Raw genomic sequence first — 19,840 nt, 5'->3', positions numbered from 1 at the left:
GAAGGAGAGGCGATCCCCCCATGAAGAAGCCGCCCGCGGACGAACCCCGGGACGACCTGACCGTCACCCCGCCCAAGACCTGGGCCGCGGGCGTGCCCGCCGTGGTGCACGCACTGGAGTACTCCCTGGCGCAGACGTCCCCGAAGGACACCGCGGTGGACCTGCTGACCATGAACCAGGTGGACGGGATCGACTGCCCGGGCTGCGCCTGGGCGGACCCCGCACCCGGGCACCGGCACCGCAACGAGTACTGCGAGAACGGCGCCAAGCACATCAACGACGAGGCGACGACCCGGCGCGTCACCGCGGGCTTCTTCCGCGAGCACCCGGTCTCCGAACTGGCCCGCCGCTCCGACCTGTGGCTGAACCAGCAGGGCCGCCTCACCGAACCGATGGTGAAGCGCCCCGGCTCCGACCACTACGAACCCATCGGCTGGCGCGAGGCCCTGGAACTGCTCGCCGGGGAACTCAAGGCCCTGGACAGTCCCGACGAGGCGGTCTTCTACACCTCGGGCCGGGTCAGCAACGAAGCCGCCTTCGTCCTGCAGCTGTTCGCCCGGGCCTACGGCACCAACAACCTGCCCGACTGCAGCAACATGTGCCACGAGTCGAGCGGCTTCGCCCTGCACGAGACCCTGGGCACCGGCAAGGGAACGGTCAGCCTCCAGGACCTCCACGACGCCGACCTGATCTTCCTGGTGGGACAGAACCCCGGCACCAACCACCCGCGGCAGTTGTCCGCACTGGAGGAGGCCAAGCTCAACGGCGCCCGCATCGTCGCCGTCAACCCGCTGCCGGAGGCGGGACTGATGCGGTTCAAGAACCCGCAGAAGCCCCGCGGGGTGATCGGACAGGGCGTCCGCATCGCCGACCGCTTCCTGCACATCCGGCCCGGCGGCGACCTCGCCCTCTTCCAGGCCCTCAACCGGCTGCTGCTGGAGGCCGAGGACGCCCGGCCCGGCCACGTGCTGGACCACTCGTTCATCCGCGACAGCACCAGCGGCTTCGAGGAGTTCGCCGCGCACGCCCGGCAGGCCTCCTGGGACGACGTGCTCACCGCCACCGGCCTGAGCCGCGCGGAGATCGAGGACGTGCGCGACGAGGTCCTGCGGAGCAGCCGGGTCGTCGTCTGCTGGGCGATGGGCATCACCCAGCACAAGCACGGCGTCCCCACCATCCGTGAGATCGTCAACTTCCTGCTGCTGCGCGGCAACCTCGGCAGGGCGGGCACCGGCGCCTGCCCGGTGCGCGGCCACAGCAACGTCCAGGGCGACCGCACGATGGGCATCTGGGAGCAGATGCCCGACTCCTTCCTGGACGCCCTGCGCGACGAGTTCGGCTTCGAGCCGCCGCGCGCCCACGGCCTCGACTCCGTCGACTCCATCAAGGCGATGCGCGAGGGCCGGATCAAGTTCTTCCTCGGCGTCGCCGGCAACTTCGTCCGGGCCGCCCCCGACAGCGCGGTCACCGAGGACGCCATGCGCACCTGCCGCCTGACCGCCCACATCTCCACGAAGCTGAACCGTTCCCACACCGTCTGCGGCCGGACCGCGCTCATCCTGCCCACCCTCGGCCGCACGGAACGCGACCACCAGGCGGGCGGCGAACAGTTCGTCACGGTGGAGAACTCGATGAGCGAGGTGCACACCTCCCGGGGACGGCTCAAGCCCGCCTCCCCCCACCTGCTCAGCGAGGTCGCCATCCTGTGCCGGCTCGCCCGCCACACCCTCGGCCAGGGCCCGGGGAACATCCGCTGGGACGCGTTCGAGGCCGACTACCACACCATCCGCGACCGCATCTCCCGCATCGTGCCGGGCCTGCACGACTTCAACCGGCGGGTGGCCCGCCCCGGCGGCATCCGCCTGCCCAACCCCGTCAACGAGGGCGTCTACCGCACCGCCACCGGCAAGGCCCTGTTCACCCGCAACACCTGGCAGGCGGCCGACCTCCCCGAGGGCCACCTGCTGCTGCAGACCCTGCGCTCCCACGACCAGTGGAACACCGTGCCCTACACCCTCGACGACCGCTACCGGGGCATCCACGGCAGCCGCCGCGTGGTCATGGTCAACCCGGAGGACCTGGAGGCCCTGGCGCTGAGCGCGGGCGACCGGGTCGACGTCGTCGGCGTCTGGCACGACGACACCGAGCGCCGCGCCGAGGACTTCGAGGTGGTCCCGTACCCCACGGCGCGCGGTTCCGCCGCCGCCTACTACCCGGAGACACAGGTACTGGTACCGCTGGACAGCGTCGCCGACATCAGCAACCAGCCCACCTCCAAGAACATCCTCGTCCGGCTGGAACGTTCGGCACGGTAGCCGCATGGTGAGACGCGGCCCGCCCCGGGAATGGCGGGCCGCGGGGCTCCGTTGACACCTGTCATGCCCGACTCTTCCCCACGCTCCGCGGCCGGCCGTATGCCGCTCGCCGTCTACATCCTCGGCCTGTCCGTCTTCGCGCTCGGCACCAGCGAGTTCATGCTGTCCGGTCTGCTGCCGCCCATCGCCGACGACATGGACGTGTCGATCCCGCAAGCCGGGCTGCTGATATCGGCGTTCGCCATCGGCATGGTGGTCGGCGCGCCGCTGCTCGCCGTCGCCACCCTGCGGCTGCCCCGCAAGACCACGCTGGTCGCCCTGATCTCGGTGTTCGGCCTCGGCCAGGTCGCGGGCGCGCTCGCGACGAGCTACGAGGTCCTGTTCGTCTCACGGGTCGTGAGCGCGCTCGCCTGCGCCGGCTTCTGGGCCGTGGGCGCGGCCGTGGCCATCGCCATGGTGCCGGTCACCGCTCGGGCCCGCGCGATGGCCGTGATGATCGGCGGACTGTCCATCGCCAACGTCCTGGGTGTCCCCGCGGGCGCCTTCCTCGGCGAGCACCTGGGCTGGCGGTCCGCGTTCTGGGCCGTGGGCGGCGCGTCCGCCGTCGCGCTCGTCGGTGTGGTCACACTGATCCCGCGCATCCCGCTGCCCGAGCGACGGCCCCGGCTGCGGGGCGAGCTGGCGATCTACCGGGACCGCCAGGTCTGGCTGTCCATCGTCGTGACCGCACTCGCCGCAGGCGGCGTGTTCTGCGCCTTCTCCTACCTCGCGCCGCTCCTCACCGACGTGGCCGGACTGGCGGACGGCTGGGTCCCGACCGTGCTGGCGCTGTTCGGCGTCGGCGCGCTGATCGGCACCACCATCGGCGGCCGGGTCGCCGACGCGCACCTGTTCGGGGTGCTGCTGTCCGGCATCACCGCCTCGACGGTGCTGCTGGCCGCCCTCGCGCTGTTCGCCTCCAGCCCGGCCGCCGTGATCGTCCTCTCGCTGCTGCTGGGCGTCTCCGCCTTCTACACGGCGCCCGCGCTCAACGCGCGCATGTTCAACGTCGCGGGCGCCGCGCCCACCCTCGCCGGTGCGACGACGACCGCCGCGTTCAACCTGGGCAACACGGGCGGCCCCTGGCTCGGCGGCACGGTGATCGACGCGGACTTCGGATACGCCGCCACGGCCTGGGCGGGCGGGGCGATGACCCTGGTCGCGATCGTCTTCGTCGTCGTCTCCCTGCGGCTGCACGGCCGGTCGCACGTCGTGATGGGCGCCATGGCCGCCGAACCCGCGGGCGCGGACCGGCCGCAACGGGTGTGACACCCGACCCGGCCGCGGCCCGGCGCCCACCACGTCCCGGGCCGCCGGACGGGCCAGGCGGACAGAATCTGACCTCGATCCGGGGCAGCGTGGGCCCGGCGGCTCCCCTCCCGCGGGACGGGAGCCGCCGTTTCCCGCACGTTCCGTGAGGCAAGGAGCCCGTCGTGACCGCCAAAGCCGTGACCCACCCCGAGGGCGTGCTCGACGCCCGGTCGCTGAACCGGGCGGCGCTCGCACGGCAGTTGCTGCTCGACCGCGCGGACCTCCCGGTCCCGGACGCCGTCGCGCACCTCGGCGGCCTGCAGGCGCAGGAGCCGCAGGAACCGTTCGTCGGACTGTGGTCGCGGCTGCGCGACTTCACCCCGCGCGCGCTCGACGACCCGCTCACCGAACGCCGCCTGGTGCGCACCCACCTGATGCGCCGCACCGTCCACCTCGTCACCGCCGAGGACGTCCTGGCCTGGCGCTCCCGCCACGACGCCATGCTGCGCGGACGCGTCCTCGGCACCTACCGCCGCGAACTGGCGGGGATCGACCTCGACGAACTCGCGGCGGCGGGCCGGGCGGTCCTGGCGGACGGCGAGCCCCGCTCGATGACCGAACTGGCCCGGGCCGTGGCGGGGCGGTGGCCCGAGGCGGGACCGCGGCCGCTGGGGGAGATGCTGGTCGCCGGGCTGATCCCGATGGCGCAACTGCCGCCGCGCGGACTGTGGCGCACGAGGGCCGGGGCGCGCTACGTCCCGGTCGCCTCCTGGCTGGGCCGCGAGGTCGACCCGCCGGCCCCGCCGGGCACCGACCCGGCCGGGGCGGCCCTGGTACGGCGCTACCTCGCCGCGTTCGGACCGGCCGCCTCGGCGGACCTGCGCGCCTGGTGCGGGCTGGCCGGACTGCCCGCCGCGGTCGCCGCCGTACGCGGGGAACTGGTCGCCTTCCGCGACGAGCGCGGCCGGGAACTCCTCGACCTGCCCGACGCGCCCCGGCCCGACCCCGCCACCCCCGCCCCGGCACGGTTCCTGCCGGCGTTCGACAACGCGGTCCTCGGCTACCAGGACCGAGGCCGCGTCATCGACGACGAGCACCGCGGTCTGTCGGTCACCGGCGCCCGTTTCGTCCTCGTCGACGGCCGGGTCGGCGCGACCTGGACCGTCGAGGACGGCACCGTGGCCGTCACGCCGCTGCGCCGGCTCACCCGGTCCGAGCGGGCCGAGGTCACCGAGGAGGGGCGGGCCCTCGCGTCCTTCCTCTCCGACGGCGACAGCGACCGGATCGTGATCGGAACGGCGTCGCCCTGAGCCGGCGGGCGGCGCGGAACGGCCGCCCCGGCGCGGTCAGGCGACCGCGACGACGTCGGCGACGACGCAACTGACGTTGTCGGGTCCGCCGGCCGCGTTGGCGAGGGCGATCAGTTCACGCACGGCCCGTTCGGGCTCCCCGGCACCCGCGAGCACCCGCCGGATCTCCGCGTCCGGCACGACCGCGGGCAGTCCGTCGGAGCACAGCAGGTAGCGGTCCCCGGCCACGGCGTCGTGCAGGCGCAGGTCGGCGGTGGCGTCGGCGCCCGGGCCCAGAGCCCGTACCAGCATCGACCGCTGGGGATGGGACACTGCCTCCTCGGCGCTGATGCGCCCCTCGTCGACCATCGTCTGCACCACGGTGTGGTCGTGCGTGATCCGGAACAGTTCACCGTCGCGCAGGAGATGGGCGCGGCAGTCGCCGATGTGGACGAGGGCGAGCCGGGACCCGGTCCAGAGCATCGCGGTGAGCGTCGTCCCGGCGTCCCCGGCGGCGGCACCGGTTTGGACCGCGCCGTCCACCGCCCGTTCGGCCTGCTCGACGGCGTCCGCCAGGACGTCGAGGAGCTGCCCCGCCGGAATGCCGTCCGTCTCCAGGTACTTGAGCGCGTCGACGGCGGCGGCACTCGCCGGTGCGCCGCCCGCGCCGAACCCGTCGGCCACGGCGAGCAGACGGGAACCGGCGTAGGCGGTGTCCTGGTTGGCCGCGCGGACCAGGCCGGCGTCGGAGCCGGCGGCGTAACGGATGCCCAGAGGGCTCACGGTGGCTGTCATGGCGGGGTCCTCCCGTTCCAGGTGACCGACGAGGAAGGCGACCAGGTCCCGCCGTGCGGCGAAGTCGGCCTCGGCGCGCGCCCAGAAGACGCGGATCTCCCGGGCCGCGGCCGCCGCGTCCAGCGAGCACACGTGCCGGATGCGGACCAGCGGCATCCCCAGCCGCCGCAGCCAGGCGACGAGCCGGGCCCGCTCCACCTGGTCCGGCGCGTAACGGCGGTAGCCGGTGACCGGGTCGACGTGGGCGGGCGGGAGCAGCCCCAGCTCGTCGTAGAGGCGCAGCGCCTTCGGCGACAGCCGGGACGCCTTCGCGAACGCCCCGATGGTCAGCAGTCCCATGCCCGATCCCTCCTCGTACCGGGCGGGCCGCCCGGTGACACCGATGCTGCGGCCTGCCCCAAGGTGAAGGTCAACCACCGTCGGTCCCGCCACCGCACGGCACCGGCCGCCCACGGCGACGCCGGGCTCCAGCGGGAACCCGGCGACACCGCCGCGCCCCCGGAGCCCGCCCGCGAGCCGGAGGCCGCCGGGGCCCGACGACCCGCCAACTTCCGCTACAGGTCCCCGGCCGCGTCGGCGAGCGCCTGGTCGAGGACGGCCACGCCGCGGGCGATCTCGTCGTCGCTCGCGGTCAGCGGCGGAGCGATGCGGAAGATCCCGCCCATGCCCGGGAGCTGGACGATGTTCATGTGCAGCCCCAGCTCGAAGCAGCGCCGGGTGACGGCGGCGCCGAGCCGGTCGGCGCCACCCTCGCCCAGGACCTCGTCCCCGACCAGTTCCATGCCCAGCAGCAGCCCGCGGCCGCGGACGTCGCCGACGACGGCGTGGCGTGCGGCGAGCTTGTCCAGGCCCTCCCGCAGCGCCCGGCCCAGCACCCGGGCGCGCTCGTCCAGCCGGTCGCGGACCAGGACGTCCAGGACGGTGTTGCCCACGGCGGCCGGCAACGGGTCGTTGACGTGGGTGGTGAAGAACAGGAAACCCCGCTCGTGCGCCCGCTGTTCGATCTCCGGGCCGGTCAGCACCGCGGCCAGCGGCAGCCCCGCGCCGAGCGTCTTGGACAGCACGAGGATGTCCGGGACGACGCCCTCGTGCTGGAAGGCGTACCAGTCGCCCGTGCGGCACAGCCCCGTCTGCGCCTCGTCGAGGATCAGCAGCATCCCCCGCTCGCGGCACTTGTCCGCCAGGGCGGCGAGATAGCCGGGAGGCAGCTCGACCACGCCGCCCGACGACAGGATCGGCTCGACCAGGCACGCGGCCAGGCTGCCGACCGACTGCGCGTCGATCATCTCGAAGCCGAGGTCCAACTGGCGGCGCCAGTCCAGCTCGCCGTCCGGGCCGACGACCGAGGGACGGTGGCGGTCCGGCACCGGCAGCGCGAAGTTGCCCGGTGCGGCCGGGCCGTAGCCCTTGCGCCCCGCGCTGTACGTGGCGTTCGCGGCGGCCTGCGTCATGCCGTGCCAGGACCGGGCGAAGGAGACGATCTCGTGGCGGCCGGTGACCAGCTTCGCCATCCGGACCGCCGCCTCGTTCGCCTCCGCCCCGGTGGTCAGCAGCAGCACCTTCTCCAGCGGCTCGGGCACGGTGCCCGCCAGCCGCCGGGCCAGCTCGACCACCGGTCGGCTGAGCATGCCGCTGTGCAGGTGGTCGAGGTGGGCGACCTGCTCGCGCACCGTCGAGACGATCGCCGGATGGGAGTGGCCCAGGATGGCGCTCATCTGGCCGGACGTGAAGTCCAGCAGCTCACGGCCGCTCTCGGTGAACACCGAGGTGCCCGCCGCGCGGACGACGACCTCCGGCGAGAAGGGCGCGTGGCCGGAGTAGCGGATCAGGTGGCGCCCCGGATCGGCGCTCGAAGTCTCGGAAGGCATGGCACCGACGGTAGGGAGCAGGCGCTGCACGTGTCCATCGCACATGTCCGACGCCTCTGTGCGGCAAAACCGTACAGTCGGGCGGGAACCGTCGTACCATCGCCGCGTGCTCAACTCCGGACGGCTCCACCTGCTCAGCCAGCTCGACACACTCGGCACCGTCCGCGCGGTCGCCGACACACTGCACCTGAGTGCCTCGACGGTCTCCCAGCAACTGGCGGTGCTCGAGACCGAGACCCGGTGCCGGCTGATCGAGCGGACGGGGCGGCGGGTGCGGCTGACCCCGGCCGGGCTCCTGCTGGCCCGCCGGGGCCGCGAGATCCTCGACCGGATGGCCGACGTCGAGGCCGAACTGCGCGCGCTGAACGACGAACCCATCGGCACCGTCCGGCTCGGCGTGTTCCAGAGCGCGATCTACAGCCTCGCCGTCCCCGCGGCCGACCGCCTGGCCACCACCCACCCGCACCTGCGCCTGGAACTGGCCGAGATGGAGCCGCACGAGAGCGGCCCCGCCCTGCGCTCGGGCGACGCGGACGTCATCGTCACCACCACCGACTACACGGGACTGACCCGGGGCGACGACCTGGAGGTCGTCTCGCTGGGCAGCGACCCCGTCCTGCTGGTGCTGCCGCACGGTCACCCGCTGTCCTCCCGCGGCGCGGTGGACCTCGCGGCGTGCAAGGGGGAGACCTGGGCCTGCGACCGGCCCCGGTCGTACATGGCGGACCTGACCGTACGGCTGTGCCGCGAAGCCGGGTTCGAACCCCGGGTGGCCTGCCGGTTCAGCAACTACCTCATGCTGCTGCGGCACGTCGAGACGACCGGGTCGGTGGCCCTGCTGCCCGCCCTCGCCGTCACCGCCGACCACGCCGTCGTCACCCGGAAACTGAGCCCGCCGGTGCACCGCAACGTCGCCGTGGTGGTCAGGCGCGGCTCCCCGCGGCGCGCCGCGGTGAACGCGGTCGTCGGCGCACTGCGCGACCACCCGGAGATCGAGGCCCTGGCCGCCCCGGAGCCCTCCCGAGCCCAGGGGGACGACGGCGGTCCGGGCCGGGCCCGGGGCTGATCCGGGGGTCAGGAACCGACGGCCGCGGAGCCCTCGGCGCCGGACTCGCCCGCCGGTCTGAACTCCACGGCCACGACCCCGTCCACGCTCCGGCAGTGCTCCTCCAGGAGCGGGGCGGACACGTGGTCCGGGAGCCGCCCGCTGAGGACGACATGGCCGTGCGCCACGTCCACCTGCACCGACGAGGGCGCCAGGCCCAGTGCCTTCACCAGGGCCTCCTCGATGATCTCGGTGCGGATGGCGCGGTCCGTACGCAGGAAGACCCGCAGCAGGTCGCTCCTGCTGACGACCCCGGCCAGCCGCCCCTCCTCGTCGACGACCAGCAGCCGCTTGATGCGGTGCCGCGCCATGACCCGGGCGGCGTCCACGACGCTCCAGCTCTCGCGGGCGCACACGGCGGGCGAGGTCATGAGCCCGGCCGCGTCCGTGGCGTCCGCCTTGCCGGCCGAGGCCCGGGACCACTCGGTGTGCTCGGGGGAGCCGTCGGGCTCCCCGCCCCACATCTTCTGCAGCAGGTCCGCCTCCGACACCACTCCCACGGGACGGTTCTCCCCGTCGACGACCGGCACGGCCGTGATGTCGTACTCCAGCAGCAGGTGGGCGATCTCCTTGAACGGTGTGCCACGCTGCACGCGCACCACGGCGTCGCTCATCAGATCGCGCACCCTCTGGTGTTTCATCGAGCGTCTTCCCCTCCGCTGCCGGTCCGTGTGGACCGGCGGTCGTCCTTCTTGTCCCTGAAAACGATCGATCGGCCCCGGGAGTGCCCCGCCGCCGCGCGGGGACCGACCAGGAGCAGGGCGATGTCGTCGCCCGGGCTGGGCGCGTGCCGGACGAGGGTGTCGGCCATGGCGTCGAGGTCGTCCGGGTCGCCGTGCTCCAGGAGCCCGGCGAGAGCCGCGGTCGCGTCGTCCAGGTCGACTCCGGGCGCTTCGACCAGCCCGTCGGTGTAGAGGGCGAGCACACTGCCGGGCGGCAGCGGGAACTCCAGCGACGGGTACACCGTGTCCGGCTCGATGCCGAGCAGCAGGCCGGGCGGCACCAGCAACGGCTCCACGCGCCCGTCGACGTGGCGGAGCAGGGGAGGGGGGTGCCCGGCCAGGGCCACGCAGGCGCGATGGCTGGCGAGGTCGAGGTGGACGTAGGCGCAACTGGTGAACAGGCCCGGGTCCAGGTCGGTGAGGAGGCGGTTGGTGCGGGCCAGGACGTCGCCGGGGGGCGCGCCCACGGTCGCGTGCGCGTGCACGGCGGTGCGGACCTGCCCCATGAGGGCCGCCGCGTCGACGTTGTGGCCCTGCACGTCCCCGATCGCGACGGCGGCCGTGTGCTCGTCCAGCCGGATCACGTCGTAGAAGTCGCCGCCGATGCCCAGTCCCCGGGCGGCCGGCAGGTAGCAGGCGGCGACGTCCAGACCGGGCACGCGCGGGAGCGTGTGGGGCAGCAGCGCGGACTGCAGCCGGTGGGCGAGGTGGTGCTTGGCGTCGTAGAGCCGGGCGCGGTCCAGGGCCTGCCCCACCAGACCGGCCAGCGACGTCAGGGCGGCCCGTTCCCCGGGCGGGAAGACATGGGGCCGCCGGTAGGCGAGGAGGAGGGACCCGACGGGACGGCCGGAGGCGATCAGCGGCAGCACGGCCCAGGCGGCCATCCCGTCCTCGTGCGGCATGGCGGGGTAGGCCGCCCGGAGTTCCCCGTACGTCGGCCAGAACCCGGGGACCCCCGTGGCCATCACGTCGGCGCCGGGAACGGCCGAGGACAGGGGCATGCCGTCGAAGTGATCGAGGAGCTCCGGCCGGTATCCGCGCTGCCCGACGATCTTCAGGCGCCCGTCCTCGGGGACCATCACCACCATGCCCTGCGCGCCCAGCGCGGGCATCAACTGGTCGGCGGTCTGCTCGACCACGTCCGGCACGCTGACGGCCTCGGTCAGGGTGGAGGCCAGGTGCATCAGGTGGTACAGCACCGTGGCCCGGCTGGGCCCCGAGGCCGCCACCGACCGGGCCGGGAGCATGTCGGTGTCCTGGCTGCCGGGGAGGATGCGGACGCTCAGCCCGGTGGCGTCCGGGTACAGCTCGAAGGTCAGCCACGTGTCCGGCGGGCGCAGCACCGTGAACGCCTGCGGTCTGCGGCTGACCAGCGCGGCCCGGTAGCGGTCCTCCACGTGCGGCACGTCCATCCAGGGCAGCGCCTCCCACGGCAGCGCGCCCACCAGCAGCGACCGGTCGACACCGAGCAGTTCGGCCGCCTTCGGGGTGACGAAGGTCAGGCGTCCGTCCAGTCCCAGCGCGCAGGAGCCGCCGGGCAGGCGGTCGGCGAACGCGGACAGCACGGCCGCGTCGGCGTGCGAGTCCGGGCGGGGGGCCGGCGGCGGCAGGGTCCGGGGGCGGTCGGGCGCCGGCGACTCGCCGTGCTCCAGGGCCCGCTCCAGGCTGTCGTACAGGCGCTCGCAGCCGGCCCGGACGGCCTCCTGTTCGCCGCGGGCCAGCCGGGCCGGGTGGTCGCCCGCCCACAGCAGGATCAGCCCGCCCCGGACGACCGGGCCCGAGGCCAGCGGCGCGGCCGCCAGCCCGAACTCGTAGGGCAGGACGAGCGCCACCCGCGGGTACTGGCGCGCCATCTCCTCCCGCCCGCCGGCCCACACCAGGCGCCGTTCGCGGACCGCGTCCGCGACGGGCATCGGATCCTTCAGCCCGACCCGCCGCCAGGGAGCGGCCATCTCCTGCGGGACGCCCATGACCAGTACCTGCCACATGGCGTCCTCGCCCGGCGGCAGTGCGTACACGATCCCGCCGTACGCACCGCTCGCCCGTACGACCGCGGCCATCGCGGAGTCCATCAGCCGGCCGCCCGTCTCCACGCCGGCAGGGCCGTCCGACGCCGGCCACCCCGAACCTCACCCATATCTGGACACTACGCCCGTCCCGCCGCCACGGCACGCGAAGCCCCGGCGGGCGGGACGGGACCGGCGCGGGCGCCGCTCAGTCCCGCTTGCCGTGCCCCCCGGACCTGCGCTTCACGTACAGCCGGCCGTCCGACGGTCCGGTCCACTCCAGCCGTACGACACCGGGCACGGCGGCCTCGGCGACGCGGGAGGCGTGGGACCAGTAGCCGGCGGCGGGGTTGAGGAAGTACGTCGACCACGGGTCGCCGCGGTGGTCGACGAAGAAGTTGTTGTGCCCGGCCCCGACCCCCGCGGTGTAGCGCTTGGCGTACGGCCCCTCGAACCGGTCGGCCACGGCGACGACCGCGTCGTACTGGTACTGCACCCGGCCGGTGGCGGCCACGTCGTACGCCTGGCGGACGGTGCCGTCGGCGTTGACGGAGGTCCGGTCCCAGACGGAGTGCACGAGGTGGTACTTGCCGCGGTACTTGAACACGTACGCGCCCTCCAGGTACGGCTCGGGGGAGTACGGGGTCTGGCGGAACCTCGGCAGGTCCGTGGTGGTGACGATGTCCTCCATGTCGTCCCGGAACTTCGCGTACAGGTCGTTGTGCAGCACGAGCCACGCGTCGTCGCCCTCGGTGAACAGGCCGCCGTCGATGTGGTGGTAGGCGCCGGGCTCGATGAACGAGGGTCCCCCGACGAACGAGTCGCCGAAGGGCTTGTCCAGGTTCCCCTCGACCAGCCGGTACGGGCCCTCGACACCGCCCTCGCTCACCAGCATGAACGAGCCGACCTTGCGGGAGTGGTCGCCCATGCACGCCACGATGTACCAGGTGCCGCGGAAGTGGTGCAGCTCCGGCGCCCAGGCCTGGCCGCGCTTGCCGAACCGCTCGTCGTGCCAGTACTCCTGCCAGGGCGCGACGACCGTGCGGCCGGGCCGGTTCTCGCCCACGAACTCGGGCGACCACACCTTGCCCCGCTCCGCCCCGGGCCGGATGCCGGTGGTGTCGGCCAGCCGCCACGGGCCCTTGAGGGAGGGGGCCAGCCACACGAAGATGCCGTCGTTCCAGGGGGCGGCTATGTCGAGTCCGGGCACCCGCGTGGTGCCGGTGGCGACGTACAGCGGGCGGCCGTCGACGACGAAGCAGTTGACGTAGGTGTCGCGCATCCACACCGTGCCGCGCTCCTCGTCACGGGGGCGCAGTTCCAGCGGGAGGACGAACGAGTTGTCCTCCCGCGGCCACAGGTCCGCCCGGGTGTCCGCGACGCCGTAGGTCTCGGGGTCGGGCCAGTTCTCCGGGTGGCGGCGGGACGCACCGGCCGCCGGGGGAGCCGTCGCGGGAGCCGCCTGCGCGGCGCTCGCGGGCAGGGCGAACGCCGCCCCCACGCCGGCGGCGCCGGCCAGCAGGGATCGTCGGTGGAGGCCGTACTCGGCATCGGTCATCAGTCGCGTTCTCCTTCGTGGTCCCCGTCCGGGAACCGAGGGGCGGCACGCCGGCCGCACGACGGGGGCATGGCGCACAGCATGCGAACGGCCGCGCATTTACGTCAACGGGCCGGACGAATAATCCGCTCCGGGCCGCCCACCCGCAGACCGTGCCACCAGGCATTGTGAACGCTTCATTGCATCTTTCTGCCGGAGTGTTGACGGAATAATCGAGCCTCCCTACGTTGACCGGCATGCAGATGCCCAGCGGAGTGCACGCACTGGTCCGGCGGACCCACGAGGAGCGCGTGATGCGTGCCCTGCAGGAGAACGGCGCCATGAGCCGCGGCGAGATCGCCCGGGTCGTGGGCCTGTCGCGCACCACCCTGTCCGAGATCACCGGCAACCTCCTGCAACGGGGCGCCATCGTGGTCGTGGACACCGACGCCTCCCGGCGCGAGGGCAGCGGGCGGCCGGCCGAACGGCTGGCGCTGGACCCGGCCTCCGCGCAGTTCATGGGTGTCGACTTCGGGCACCGGCGGGTCCACGTCGTCGTCGCGGACGCCTCGCACGAGATCATGGTCTCGGGCTCCGTCCGCTACGAGGACACCGCGACCTGGCAGACCCGGACCGAACTGGCCCTGGGACTCGTCGACCGGCTCAGCGGCGAGGCGGGCGTCCACTACGGGGCGCTGCAGGGCATCGGCATCGGCGTACCCGGCCCCTACCCGGCGCCGGAGGGCGCGGCCTGGCCCCGCGCGACGGCGGGCACCACCGTGCTCCGTCCGGCACCCGAAGGCGTCGACGTGGCCTTCGCCGAGCGTTTCGACGCACCGGTGATCGTCGACAACAACACCCGCCTGGCCGCCCTGGCCGAGGCGATCAGCGGCGCCGACAGCGTCGCCGACCTGGTGTACGTACGCCTCTCGGACGGCGTCGGCGGCGGCCTCGTCGTCGGCGGCCAGTTGGTGACGGGCTCCTCCGGGCTGGCCGGTGAGCTGGGACACGTGACCGTCGAACCGGCGGGCCGGCCGTGCCGGTGCGGCAAGCGGGGCTGTCTGGAGACCGTGGCCTCCGTACCCGGAATCCTCGCCGCCTGCTGGGAGTTCGGCCTGCGCCTGGAGAACCTCGACGACCTCGCCGCCGCCGTGCGCCGGGCCCACCCCGTGGTGGACCGGGTCCTGCGGGAGGCCGCGGGGGCGCTGGGGCGGGTGGTCGGCGCCGCGACCATGATGCTGAACCCGGCGAAGGTGGTCGTCGGCGGCGAGATCACCCGCCTGGCACCGGTCCTCGTGGAACAGGTCGCCGCCACCCTGGCCGCCGAGATCTTCCCGACCGCCTCGGCCGGTCCCGTCGTCGCCGCGGCCCGCCTCTCCGACGACGACGGCGCCCTCGGTGCCCTCGCCGCGGTCTTCCACAGCTCACCCCTCCTGGCGAGGTATCCCGAAACCGCCGACGTGAAGGGCCGTTCCGATGCCTCCGACCCCGCCCCCGAAGGAGCCGCCCATGTCCGTCCTTGACAAGCGGAGCGCCGGCCGGCGGCAACCGCGGCCCGGTGCCTCGCCCGACACCGGGACGGGAGCCGCCGCGACGGAAGACAGCCCGGCGGGCACCGCCAAGTCCGCCCCCGGGCACGGGCGTCCGGGACGGCGCGGGCTGCCCCTCGCGCTCAACACCGTCTCCGTGGCGCTGGGCATCGCCCTGTGGTGGGCACTGGCCGCCGCCGGGTTCAAGCTGCCGACACCGCCCGAGGTGGTGTCCCGGGCCGGGACCCTGATCGGCGACGGGACGCTCGCCGACGACGCCCTGGCCAGCCTGACCCGGGTCCTGGCCGGCTTCGCCCTCGGCACGGCCGTGGCCGTACCGGTGGGCTTCCTCATGGGCTGGTACGGCATCCTGCGCGGACTGATCGAACCCTGGATCCAGTTCTTCCGCACCATCCCGCCGCTGGCGATCATTCCGCTGGCCGTCGTCGCCATGGGCATCGACGAGACACCGAAGATCTTCGTCATCTTCCTCGCCGCGTTCCTGGCCTGCGTGATCTCCACCTTCCAGGGCGTGGTGAACGTCGACCGCACCCTGATCGACGCCGCCCGGGTCCTCGGTGCGGGCGACGCCACGATCTTCGCCCGCGTGGTGGTGCCGGCCTCCACGCCCTTCATCCTCGTCGGCATGCGGGTCGGTCTCGGCTCCGCCTGGGCCACGCTGGTCGCCGCGGAACTGATCGCCGCCCAGGAGGGCCTCGGCTACCGCATGCAGAACGCCCAGCTCTACTACGACCTCCCGACCATCTTCGTCGGGCTCATCTCGATCGGGATCCTCGGTCTGCTCATGGACCGCGTCCTCCTCCTCGCCGAACGCAGGCTCACCCGATGGCAGGAACGCCGATGACCAGCACCCCCGCCAAGATATCCGTCCAGCACGTCACCAAGACCTTCTCGCTGGGCCGGGAGACCTTCACCGCCCTCGACGACGTCAGCCTCGACATCGCCAACCACGAGTTCGTCACCGTCGTCGGCCCCTCGGGCTGCGGCAAGAGCACTTTGATGAACATCCTCGCCGGGCTGGAGACACCCACGGCCGGCCGCGCCCTGGTGGACGGCGCCCCCGTCTCGGGCCCCGGACCCGAACGCGGCGTCATCTTCCAGCAGTACGCGCTCTTCCCGTGGCTGACCGTACGTCAGAACGTCGAGTTCGGTCTCCGTACCACGGGCGTGCCCAAGCGTGAACGGCGTTCCAGGGCCGAGCACTTCATCGAACTGGTCGGCCTGGAACGCTTCGCCGACGCCCTCCCCAAGACCCTCTCCGGAGGCATGCGCCAGCGCTGCGCCATCGCCCGCGCCTACGCCGTCGACCCCTCGATCCTGCTGATGGACGAACCCTTCGGCGCCCTCGACGCGCTCACCCGGGTCAAGCTCCAGGAGCAGCTCCTGAAGACCTGGAGCCAGGACCGGCGCACCGTCCTGTTCATCACCCACGACGTCGACGAGGCCGTGTTCCTGGCCAACCGGGTCGTCGTGATGGCCGCCCGCCCCGGACGCGTCTACGACGTCGTCGAGGTCGACCCCGCCTTCCGGCGCGACGAGGCCTTCCGGCTCAGCCCCGAGTTCGCCGCGCTGCGCAACCGCGTGTGGCACTCCGTCTACCACCAGGAAGGCCGCACCGCCGCCCCTTCCGGTTCCCACTCCTCCACGTCATGACCCGGAAGGGACCCACCGCCATGTCACCCGCCGCCATGTCACCCGTCCTCACCCGCAGAAGCCTCACCAGCGCCCTCGCCGGCGCGGCCGCCCTGGCGCTGCTCGCCGCGTGCGGCGGCGGATCGTCCTCCGGCGACTCCTCGGACAAGGTCCGCTTCGGCTACATCAACGACTTCAACGGCGCCAGCCTGATCGCCGTCGCCGAGTCCAGGGGACTGTGGAAGAAGCACGGTCTGTCGGCCGAAGCCAAGGTCTTCACCAACGGTCCGCTCCAGATCCAGGCCCTGGGCACGGACAACCTCGACTTCGGCTACATAGGCCCCGGCGCCATGTGGCTCCCCGCCTCCGGCCAGGCCAAGGTCGTCGCCATCAACACCCTCGGCAACTCCGACCGCGTCCTCGCCCAGCCGGGCATCACCTCGATGCGGCAGCTCAAGGGCAAGACCGTCGCCGTGCCCGAGGGCACCTCCGGCGACATGATCCTCACCCTCGCGCTGCGCAAGGCCGGGATGACCAAGGAGGACGTGAAGGCCGTCCCCATGGACCCCTCCACCATCGTCTCCGCCTTCTCCTCCCGGCAGGTCGACGGCGCGGGCTTCTGGTACCCGGCCGCGGCGACGATCAAGAAGCAGGTCCCCGGCCTCGTCGAACTCGCCAAGAACGCCGACTTCGAGCAGGACGTCTCCTTCCCCACCGCGTTCGTCGCCGGCAACAAGGTGGTGGCCGACCAGCCGGAGAAGACCAAGAAGGTCCTCGCCGTGCTGCGGGAGGCCATGGCGTTCCGCTCCGAGCACACCGACGAGACGATCGAACTCACCGCCGCCAAGCTGAAGCTCCCCGTCGACCAGGTGAAGGCGGACGCCGCGAACAACAAGGTGCTCGGCGTCGACGAACTCGACAGGCTGACCGAGGACGGCACCGTCGTCAAATGGCTGAAGGGCATGAACGACTACTTCGTCGACGCCGGCAAGCTGAAGAAGCCTGCCGACCCGAAGACCTACTACACCGGTGACCTCTTCACGGGGGCGGGCAAGTGACGCGAGCGAACCAGCCCGGCGCCGAGCCCGGTGCTCAGCCCGGCGGCCGTCCCGACGCCCGGTCCGCGGCGTCCAGGAAGAACATCCTCTTCCTGATGACCGACCAGCACCGCACCGACACCCTCGGCGCCTACGGCAACCCCCTGGCGCACACCCCCGCTCTCGACGAACTGGCCGCCACGGGAACCCGCTTCGACCGCTGGTACACCCCCACCGCCATCTGCACCCCGGCCCGCGCGAGCCTCCTGACCGGCCAGGCCCCCTTCCGCCACAAGCTCCTCGCCAACCACGAACGCAACGTCGGCTACCTGGAGGACCTGGCCGAGGACCAGTTCGCCTTCTCCCGCGCACTGCGCGAGAACGGTTACAACTGCGGCCTGTTCGGCAAGTGGCACACCGGCACCCTGCGCACCGCGGCCGACTACGGCTTCGACGGCCCCCACCTGCCCGGCTGGCACAACCCCGTCGACCACCCGGACTACCTCGCCCACCTGGCCGAGCACGGACTGCCCCCGTACCGGATCAGCGACCGGATTCGCGGCACGCTGCCCAACGGCGGCCCCGGCAACCTGCTCGCCGCCCGGCTGCACCAGCCGGTCGAGGCCACCTTCGAGCACTACCTGGCCACCCGCGCCATCGAGCAGTTGGAGCGGTACGCCGCCGACGCCCACGAGCGCCAGCGGCCGTTCTTCCTGGCCCTGCACTTCTTCGGACCGCACCTGCCGTACATCCTGCCCGACGAGTACTTCGACCTGATCGACCCGGCCGACGTACCCCTGCCGCGGTCGGTGTCGGAGACCTTCGAGGGCAAGCCCCCGGTCCAGCGCAACTACAGCGCGCACTGGACCTTCGACACCATGCCCATCGAGACCACCCGCAAGCTCATCGCGGTGTACTGGGGCTACGTCGCCCTCATCGACCGGCAGATCGGACGGGTCACGGCGGCCATGGAGCGGCTCGGCCTGACCGACGACACGGCGGTGTTCTTCACCTGCGACCACGGGGAGTTCACCGGTTCGCACCGGCTGCACGACAAAGGCCCCGCCATGTACGAGGACATCTACCGCACCCCCGGCCTGCTGCGCGTCCCCGGCGCCCCCGGCGGTCAGGTGCGCGACGAGTTCGTCAGCCTCCTCGACTGCACCGCCACCATCCTCGACCTGGCGGGCCTGGACCCGGCACCCGCCGTCGACTCGCGCAGCCTGCTGCCCCTCGTACGGGGCGAGACGGTGGAGTGGGACGAGGACATCGTCTGCGAGTTCCACGGCCACCACTTCCCCTACCCGCAGCGCATGCTGCGCGAGGACCGGTACAAACTCGTCGTCAACCCCGACTCGGTCAACGAGCTGTACGACCTGCACACCGACCCGGACGAGCTGCAGAACGTCTACACCCATCCCGAGCACGCGGAGGTCGTCGGCCGCATGATGCGCCGGCTGTACGACGTCCTGCGCGAGCGCGGCGACAACTTCTACCACTGGATGACCTCGATGTACGACGTCGGCGAGGTGGGGCACGACCCGACCCTGAGCGGGCTCGACGAGTCCACCTACAAGCCGTGAGACCGCCCCGACCCGCCCGCGCCCCGATGCGAGAGGACCCATGACCCGCCCCCACCGCCCGTGCTGCGCCCCCGCCACAGCGCCCGGCGCCACGGACACCACGTCACCAACGGCACCGCCGCCCGCCGCCCGGCCGCGCTCCACCCGGGGGCAAGCGAGCCTGCCCGGAGGCGAGTTCGCGATGGGGGACGCCTTCGGAGAGGGGTATCCGGCCGACGGGGAGACACCCGTGCACACGGTGCGGCTGCGGCCCTTCCACATCGACGAGACCGCCGTCACCAACGCCCAGTTCGCCGCGTTCGTCAAGGCGACGGGACACGTGACGGACGCCGAACGCTTCGGCTCCTCGGCGGTCTTCCACCTGGTCGTCGCCGCCCCCGACGCCGACGTCCTCGGCAACGCGGCCGGCGCCCCTTGGTGGATCAACGTCCGGGGCGCCCACTGGCGCCGCCCCGAGGGCGCCCGCTCCGACATCACCGGGCGGCAGAACCACCCGGTGGTCCACGTCTCCTGGAACGACGCCGCCGCCTACGCCCGATGGGCCGGCAAGCGCCTGCCGACCGAGGCCGAGTGGGAGTACGCCGCCCGCGGGGGCCTGGCCGGACGCCGCTACGCCTGGGGCGACGAACTCACCCCGGGCGGCCGGTGGCGCTGCAACATCTGGCAGGGCCGCTTCCCCCACGTCAACACCGCCGAGGACGGTCACCTGACCACCGCGCCCGTCAAGTCCTACCGTCCCAACGGCCACGGCCTGTGGAACACCGCCGGGAACGTGTGGGAGTGGTGCGCCGACTGGTTCTCGCCGTCGTACTACGCCGAATCCCCGGCCGCCGACCCGCACGGCCCCGCGTCCGGCACGGCGCGGGTCCTGCGCGGGGGCTCGTACCTGTGCCACGACTCCTACTGCAACCGCTACCGGGTCGCCGCCCGCTCCTCCAACACCCCCGACTCCTCGTCCGGCAACCTCGGCTTCCGCTGTGCCAACGACGGGGACGGCACCGGACTCAGCGCCGGGTGAGGGTTTGGGGGTAGTCGGTGATGATGCCGTCGACGCCGAGTTGTGCCATGGTGCGGATGGCGCCGGGTTCGTCGACGGTCCAGACGTTGACGG

Annotated in this window: 16 protein-coding genes; 10 read left to right on the top strand and 6 right to left on the bottom strand. The window is 72.9% G+C overall.

Annotation, left to right across the window (positions count from 1 at the left end):
- Nucleotides 1-20 precede the first annotated feature (20 nt).
- From IG88_RS0133155 to IG88_RS0133145, 3 genes are all read left to right on the top strand, one after another.
- Nucleotides 21-2,315, top strand: a complete 2,295-nt coding sequence (locus IG88_RS0133155) for an FdhF/YdeP family oxidoreductase (protein WP_031049313.1) — start codon at nucleotides 21-23, stop codon at nucleotides 2,313-2,315.
- Between the two features lie 99 nt (nucleotides 2,316-2,414).
- On the top strand, nucleotides 2,415-3,623 hold the full coding sequence (locus IG88_RS0133150; RefSeq protein ID WP_031049312.1) for a Cmx/CmrA family chloramphenicol efflux MFS transporter: 1,209 nt from the start codon (nucleotides 2,415-2,417) through the stop codon (nucleotides 3,621-3,623).
- Nucleotides 3,624-3,787: 164 nt separating this feature from the next.
- Nucleotides 3,788-4,915: a winged helix DNA-binding domain-containing protein gene (locus IG88_RS0133145; RefSeq protein ID WP_234332419.1), complete on the top strand. Its 1,128-nt coding sequence runs from the start codon at nucleotides 3,788-3,790 to the stop codon at nucleotides 4,913-4,915.
- A gap of 36 nt (nucleotides 4,916-4,951) precedes the next feature.
- Here the strand turns inward: IG88_RS0133145 and IG88_RS0133140 are convergent, their stop codons facing one another.
- Nucleotides 4,952-6,028 carry a MerR family transcriptional regulator gene (locus IG88_RS0133140; RefSeq protein ID WP_031049308.1) on the bottom strand — a complete coding sequence of 359 codons (1,077 nt, stop codon included), beginning with the start codon at nucleotides 6,026-6,028 and terminating at the stop codon, nucleotides 4,952-4,954.
- Between the two features lie 215 nt (nucleotides 6,029-6,243).
- The gene (locus IG88_RS0133135; protein WP_031049306.1) at nucleotides 6,244-7,557 is read right to left on the bottom strand and encodes an aspartate aminotransferase family protein; all 1,314 of its coding nucleotides are present in this window, start codon (nucleotides 7,555-7,557) and stop codon (nucleotides 6,244-6,246) included.
- Nucleotides 7,558-7,663: 106 nt separating this feature from the next.
- Here IG88_RS0133135 and IG88_RS0133130 point away from each other — a divergent pair, with 106 nt between their 5' ends.
- Complete coding sequence (locus IG88_RS0133130; protein WP_031049304.1) at nucleotides 7,664-8,623, top strand: LysR family transcriptional regulator; 960 nt, start codon at nucleotides 7,664-7,666, stop codon at nucleotides 8,621-8,623.
- Between the two features lie 8 nt (nucleotides 8,624-8,631).
- On the opposite strand, the gene IG88_RS0133125 is transcribed toward IG88_RS0133130, so the two are convergent.
- The 3 genes from IG88_RS0133125 to IG88_RS0133115 form a co-directional block, all read right to left on the bottom strand.
- Entirely contained in the window at nucleotides 8,632-9,303 is a 672-nt protein-coding gene (locus IG88_RS0133125; protein ID WP_031049302.1) for a CBS domain-containing protein, read from the bottom strand.
- Nucleotides 9,300-11,456, bottom strand: a complete 2,157-nt coding sequence (locus tag IG88_RS0133120; RefSeq protein WP_031049300.1) for a SpoIIE family protein phosphatase — start codon at nucleotides 11,454-11,456, stop codon at nucleotides 9,300-9,302. The genes IG88_RS0133125 and IG88_RS0133120 overlap by 4 nt, the downstream gene beginning before the upstream one ends.
- A 142-nt stretch (nucleotides 11,457-11,598) precedes the next feature.
- Entirely contained in the window at nucleotides 11,599-12,948 is a 1,350-nt protein-coding gene (locus IG88_RS0133115; protein WP_031049298.1) for a family 43 glycosylhydrolase, read from the bottom strand.
- 236 nt (nucleotides 12,949-13,184) lie between these two features.
- On the opposite strand from IG88_RS0133115, the gene IG88_RS0133110 reads away from it, so the two are divergent.
- From IG88_RS0133110 to IG88_RS0133085, 6 genes are all read left to right on the top strand, one after another.
- Nucleotides 13,185-14,450, top strand: coding sequence for an ROK family transcriptional regulator (locus IG88_RS0133110; protein ID WP_031049296.1), 1,266 nt, complete (start codon nucleotides 13,185-13,187; stop codon nucleotides 14,448-14,450).
- On the top strand, nucleotides 14,437-15,321 hold the full coding sequence (locus IG88_RS0133105; protein WP_031049294.1) for an ABC transporter permease: 885 nt from the start codon (nucleotides 14,437-14,439) through the stop codon (nucleotides 15,319-15,321). Before IG88_RS0133110 ends, IG88_RS0133105 begins: the two co-directional genes overlap by 14 nt.
- On the top strand, nucleotides 15,318-16,130 hold the full coding sequence (locus tag IG88_RS0133100) for an ABC transporter ATP-binding protein (RefSeq protein ID WP_037837253.1): 813 nt from the start codon (nucleotides 15,318-15,320) through the stop codon (nucleotides 16,128-16,130). The genes IG88_RS0133105 and IG88_RS0133100 overlap by 4 nt, the downstream gene beginning before the upstream one ends.
- Nucleotides 16,127-17,167 (top strand): aliphatic sulfonate ABC transporter substrate-binding protein, encoded by a 1,041-nt coding sequence (locus IG88_RS0133095; RefSeq protein ID WP_107452378.1) that lies wholly within the window; start codon nucleotides 16,127-16,129, stop codon nucleotides 17,165-17,167. Before IG88_RS0133100 ends, IG88_RS0133095 begins: the two co-directional genes overlap by 4 nt.
- Nucleotides 17,168-17,250: 83 nt before the next feature.
- Nucleotides 17,251-18,729 (top strand): sulfatase-like hydrolase/transferase, encoded by a 1,479-nt coding sequence (locus IG88_RS0133090; RefSeq protein WP_267884678.1) that lies wholly within the window; start codon nucleotides 17,251-17,253, stop codon nucleotides 18,727-18,729.
- A gap of 40 nt (nucleotides 18,730-18,769) precedes the next feature.
- The gene (locus tag IG88_RS0133085) at nucleotides 18,770-19,747 is read left to right on the top strand and encodes a formylglycine-generating enzyme family protein (protein WP_037837251.1); all 978 of its coding nucleotides are present in this window, start codon (nucleotides 18,770-18,772) and stop codon (nucleotides 19,745-19,747) included.
- On the opposite strand, the gene IG88_RS42015 is transcribed toward IG88_RS0133085, so the two are convergent.
- Nucleotides 19,734-19,840 (bottom strand): glycerophosphodiester phosphodiesterase family protein (locus IG88_RS42015; protein WP_267884677.1); only part of this gene is annotated, 107 nt, incomplete at its 5' end. The genes IG88_RS0133085 and IG88_RS42015 overlap by 14 nt on opposite strands.

The organism is Streptomyces sp. NRRL F-5650, from assembly GCF_000721365.1.
GTDB lineage: Bacteria > Actinomycetota > Actinomycetes > Streptomycetales > Streptomycetaceae > Streptomyces > Streptomyces ardesiacus.
This window is presented reverse-complemented; position numbering and strand designations above follow the sequence as displayed.

What these genes read in the sequence shown, in the direction of transcription:
- IG88_RS0133155 (WP_031049313.1), top strand. Translation starts at nt 21, where the DNA reads ATGAAGAAGCCGCCCGCGGACGAACCCCGGGACGACCTGACCGTCACC.
- IG88_RS0133150 (WP_031049312.1), top strand. Translation starts at nt 2,415, where the DNA reads ATGCCGCTCGCCGTCTACATCCTCGGCCTGTCCGTCTTCGCGCTCGGC.
- IG88_RS0133140 (WP_031049308.1), bottom strand. Translation starts at nt 6,028, where the DNA reads ATGGGACTGCTGACCATCGGGGCGTTCGCGAAGGCGTCCCGGCTGTCG.
- IG88_RS0133135 (WP_031049306.1), bottom strand. Translation starts at nt 7,557, where the DNA reads ATGCCTTCCGAGACTTCGAGCGCCGATCCGGGGCGCCACCTGATCCGC.
- IG88_RS0133125 (WP_031049302.1), bottom strand. Translation starts at nt 9,303, where the DNA reads ATGAAACACCAGAGGGTGCGCGATCTGATGAGCGACGCCGTGGTGCGC.
- IG88_RS0133120 (WP_031049300.1), bottom strand. Translation starts at nt 11,456, where the DNA reads ATGGACTCCGCGATGGCCGCGGTCGTACGGGCGAGCGGTGCGTACGGC.
- IG88_RS0133115 (WP_031049298.1), bottom strand. Translation starts at nt 12,948, where the DNA reads ATGACCGATGCCGAGTACGGCCTCCACCGACGATCCCTGCTGGCCGGC.
- IG88_RS0133110 (WP_031049296.1), top strand. Translation starts at nt 13,185, where the DNA reads ATGCAGATGCCCAGCGGAGTGCACGCACTGGTCCGGCGGACCCACGAG.
- IG88_RS0133105 (WP_031049294.1), top strand. Translation starts at nt 14,437, where the DNA reads ATGTCCGTCCTTGACAAGCGGAGCGCCGGCCGGCGGCAACCGCGGCCC.
- IG88_RS0133100 (WP_037837253.1), top strand. Translation starts at nt 15,318, where the DNA reads ATGACCAGCACCCCCGCCAAGATATCCGTCCAGCACGTCACCAAGACC.
- IG88_RS0133095 (WP_107452378.1), top strand. Translation starts at nt 16,127, where the DNA reads ATGACCCGGAAGGGACCCACCGCCATGTCACCCGCCGCCATGTCACCC.
- IG88_RS0133085 (WP_037837251.1), top strand. Translation starts at nt 18,770, where the DNA reads ATGACCCGCCCCCACCGCCCGTGCTGCGCCCCCGCCACAGCGCCCGGC.